Genomic DNA, 3,191 nt, shown 5'->3' with positions numbered 1-3,191 from the left:
GCCGCCATCTGGCACAACCGCGCCACCGGCCAGCCCATCACCCGATCCCTGATCGCCTACGACCACTGACCCGACTTAGGACTTACTCGTCTAGCCCGGCTGGTGGACGGACGACCGTGGGTGGCTGGGCCCGGGAGCTCGGCCGCCTCCTGCCGGGTGCCGAAGGAGACCGGTCTGGTCGTGGGGCGGTGCGAGGGGACGAAACGGATGTACCGTCCCAGACATGAGGGCCTGGCGCCGCTACGGCAGTTCCTTGACGAGATGTGGGCCGAATCGCTGGACTTCGCGCGTCGTGCTGCGGAGGGGAAGCGCGGAATGCCCGATGAACGACCAGACACGGGATCACGCCGACCAGAGACGGGATCAAGCCGACCACACACCGGATCACGCCGATCACACACCGGATCACGCCGACCAGAGCCGCCACCACGCCGACCGGAGACGGGAGCACGCCGAGCGGCGCCGTCGCCGCGTCCGGGGCTGCCGCCTCGGACAACCGGGCGAACGCGAGGGCTGTGGCCCGTGATGCGGGTGTGGCCGCCGGCGCGTTCCCGGCGTGGCCTGGTGGAGGCGTCGGGCGGCGTGCGTGGCCGGTGAGGGTACGGCTGATTGTGGCCGTACCCTCGTTGTGGGCCTTTGGGGTGGTTAGAGGGTGCCGCCGAAGCCGACTGGCCTGGCCTCGTCCTCACCGATCTCGACGAAACCGAGCGAGGCCACCGGCACGACCACGCGCCGGCCCTTGACGTCGGTGATGGCGAAGACGCCGCGATCTACCGACAGCGCGTTCCTGATCTCCTCTTCGACCTGCTCGGCGGAGAGGTCGGTCTCGACAACGAGTTCGCGGTGTACCGAGCGTACGCCGATCTTGACTTCCATCGTGGCTCCCTAGTCGACTGGGTTAGCGCTCGGTTCCATCGTCGCCGCTCGGAGGCCCGGAGGCGGTGAATGATCGCGCCCAGCGAACGGGTTATGCCGTACGCGGAAAACCGCTGATCCCGCGCCAGGCGAGCCGCGCCATGAGCTGCTCGGCCGCGTCCTTGGGGATCGAGCCCTGCGCGGTGACCCAGTAGCGGGCGCTCACCTCGGCCATGCCGACCAGCCCGACGCCGAGCAGGTGGGCCTCGTCGCTGGTGCAGCCGGTGTCCTCCTGGATGACCGCGCTGACCATCTCGGCGCACTCCTGCAGGGACCGCTCCACCCGCTGGCGCACCGGCGCGACGTTGCGCAGGTCGGACTCGAAGACCAGCCGGAACGCCTCCCCCTGCGTGGAGACGAAGTCGAAGAACGCGCTGAACGTGGCCTGCACCCGCAGCTTGTTCTCGTGAGTGGAGGCCAGGGCCTCGCGGCAGCGGTTGACCATGTCGTCGACGTGCAGGTCGAGCAGCGCGAGGTAGAGCTCCAGCTTGCCGGGGAAGTGCTGGTAGAGCACCGGCTTGCTGACCCCGGCCCGATCGGCGATCTCGTCCATGGCGGCCGCGTGGTAGCCGTTCTCCACGAACACTTCCTGCGCGGCGCTCAGCAGTTGCCGGCGTCGGGCCAGTCGGGGCAGCCGGGTGCCCCGGGGCTTCGCGTCCGGGGTTGCGGTCACGCGGGTCTCCATTGGTCTCTCAGCGAACTGTGCCGACATCCTACGTGCGGGTGGTCGTCACCTCGGCGGTCATCGTCATACACGCTCGATCTGGCGGGCGCCCCGTGCTCAGCGGTAGTCGTCGTCGTCGTAGTCGACGACGCGGTCCTGGTCGGCCGCGTCGGCGGGGTCGGCGTCGAGCGGAAGCTCGCGGCGCTCCTGGGCGGTCTCCTGGCGGATCTCGCGATGCTGCTCGGCGGCGTCGGCCTCGGGCGTCTCCGGCGACAACTCCTCTTCCTCCTCCTCGTCGTAGACGCTCTCGTCCCCGCGGGTGTCCATCTCCGACATCTTCGGCCCCCCTCTTGGTGCGGACGGGTCCAGACTACGCCCGGCCGAAAAGGTCGCCGTGCTTCTCCACTCTGGCGAGTACGTCAGGGGCGGTGAACACCAGGTCATCGGCGTGTTCACAGTCCTCGACCTCCTTCCACAACAGCGGCGTCGAGACCGTCGGCCGCTCCCTGGCCCGCAGCGAGTACGGTGCCACGGTGGTCTTGGCCGGATTGTTCTGACTCCAGTCGATGAACACCTTGCCCGGCCTGGCCTTCCTGGCCATGACGCTGACGATCTCCTTCGGGTGCTCCTTCTCCAGGACCTGGGCCAGCCTCTTGGCGTACGCGGAGGGCTCCTCGCGGCAGTCCCAGTCGGCGTACAGCTGCATGCCCTTGTTGCCGCTGGTCTTGGGCCTGGCGTCGAGCCCCTCGCCCTTCAGCACCTCGCGCAGCGTGAGCGCCACCCGGCAGCACTCCACGATGGTCGCCGGCGCGCCCGGGTCCAGGTCGAACACGAGCGTGTCGGGCGGCAGCGCCGCGCCGTCGTCGTCCACCCGCCACTGGGGCACGTGCAGCTCCAGCGCGGCCAGGTTGGCGTAGTAGGCGAGCGTCGGCAGGTCCTCGATGACGGCGAAGTCGATGCTCTCGCGGCCCTTGGTGCTGCCGGGGGCGGGCAGGTTGACCTTCCTGACCCAGTCGGGCGTGTGCTCGGGCGCGTTCTTCTCGAAGAAGAACTGGCCGGTGACGCCGTTGGGGTACCGCTTGACGGTCAGGGGCCGGCCGGCGAGGTGCGGCAGCAGGACGGGGGCCACGCGGCTGTAGTAGTCGATGACCTCGGCCTTGGTGAAGCCGATCTCCGGATAGAGCACCTTGTCCAGGTTGCTCAGCGTCAGCTCGCGCCCGTCGACCCTGACCGGCACCTTCTTCACAGCGTCACCTCCGCGGGGAGCTTGTCGGCGCGCAGCCCGCGCCACACCGGATGTCTCAGCCGCAGCTCGTCGGTCCACATGGTGTAGCCCACCTCCCCGACGAGATCGGGCCTAACCCACCGATTTCTCCACGGGACCGCGTTCGTGAACGGGCTGCGCGGGATCTCCAGAGGTCGGAGCGCCTGGTGGAGGTCGTCCAGGATGGCGTCGGTGAACCCGGTTCCCACGTGGCCGACGTACGTCAGCCCTTCACCGGTGAAGACGCCCATGACGAGCGAGCCGATCCCGCCGGCTCTGCGGCCCTTGCCGGGTTTCCAGCCGCCGATCACGACGTCCCGCGTGCTGAGGTGCTTGACCTTGATCCAC

General features: G+C 69.1%; 5 protein-coding genes. All 5 read right to left on the bottom strand.

Features of this window, described 5'->3' with window-relative positions; translation table 11 throughout:
• Positions 1–645: 645 nt before the first annotated feature.
• Complete coding sequence (locus tag ACWCSD_RS50205) at positions 646–876, bottom strand: DUF3107 domain-containing protein (protein WP_352319257.1); 231 nt, start codon at positions 874–876, stop codon at positions 646–648.
• 91 nt (positions 877–967) lie between these two features.
• Positions 968–1,588: a TetR/AcrR family transcriptional regulator gene (locus tag ACWCSD_RS50200; RefSeq protein WP_352319259.1), complete on the bottom strand. Its 621-nt coding sequence runs from the start codon at positions 1,586–1,588 to the stop codon at positions 968–970.
• Between the two features lie 108 nt (positions 1,589–1,696).
• The gene (locus ACWCSD_RS50195; RefSeq protein WP_352352847.1) at positions 1,697–1,906 is read right to left on the bottom strand and encodes a hypothetical protein; all 210 of its coding nucleotides are present in this window, start codon (positions 1,904–1,906) and stop codon (positions 1,697–1,699) included.
• Positions 1,907–1,949: 43 nt separating this feature from the next.
• On the bottom strand, positions 1,950–2,825 hold the full coding sequence (ligD, locus tag ACWCSD_RS50190) for a non-homologous end-joining DNA ligase (protein ID WP_397161152.1): 876 nt from the start codon (positions 2,823–2,825) through the stop codon (positions 1,950–1,952).
• On the bottom strand, positions 2,822–3,191 hold a 370-nt coding region (locus ACWCSD_RS50185; protein ID WP_449926540.1), incomplete at its 5' end, for an ATP dependent DNA ligase. The genes ACWCSD_RS50185 and ligD, both read right to left, overlap by 4 nt.

Source organism: Nonomuraea sp. NPDC001684 (assembly GCF_053596515.1).
The sequence above is the reverse complement of the archived record's forward strand: the minus strand, read 5'-3'. Positions and strand labels throughout refer to the sequence as shown.

Coding starts and splice junctions, on each gene's coding strand:
- ACWCSD_RS50205 (WP_352319257.1), bottom strand. CDS start 876: ATGGAAGTCAAGATCGGCGTACGCTCGGTACACCGCGAACTCGTTGTC.
- ACWCSD_RS50195 (WP_352352847.1), bottom strand. CDS start 1,906: ATGGACACCCGCGGGGACGAGAGCGTCTACGACGAGGAGGAGGAAGAG.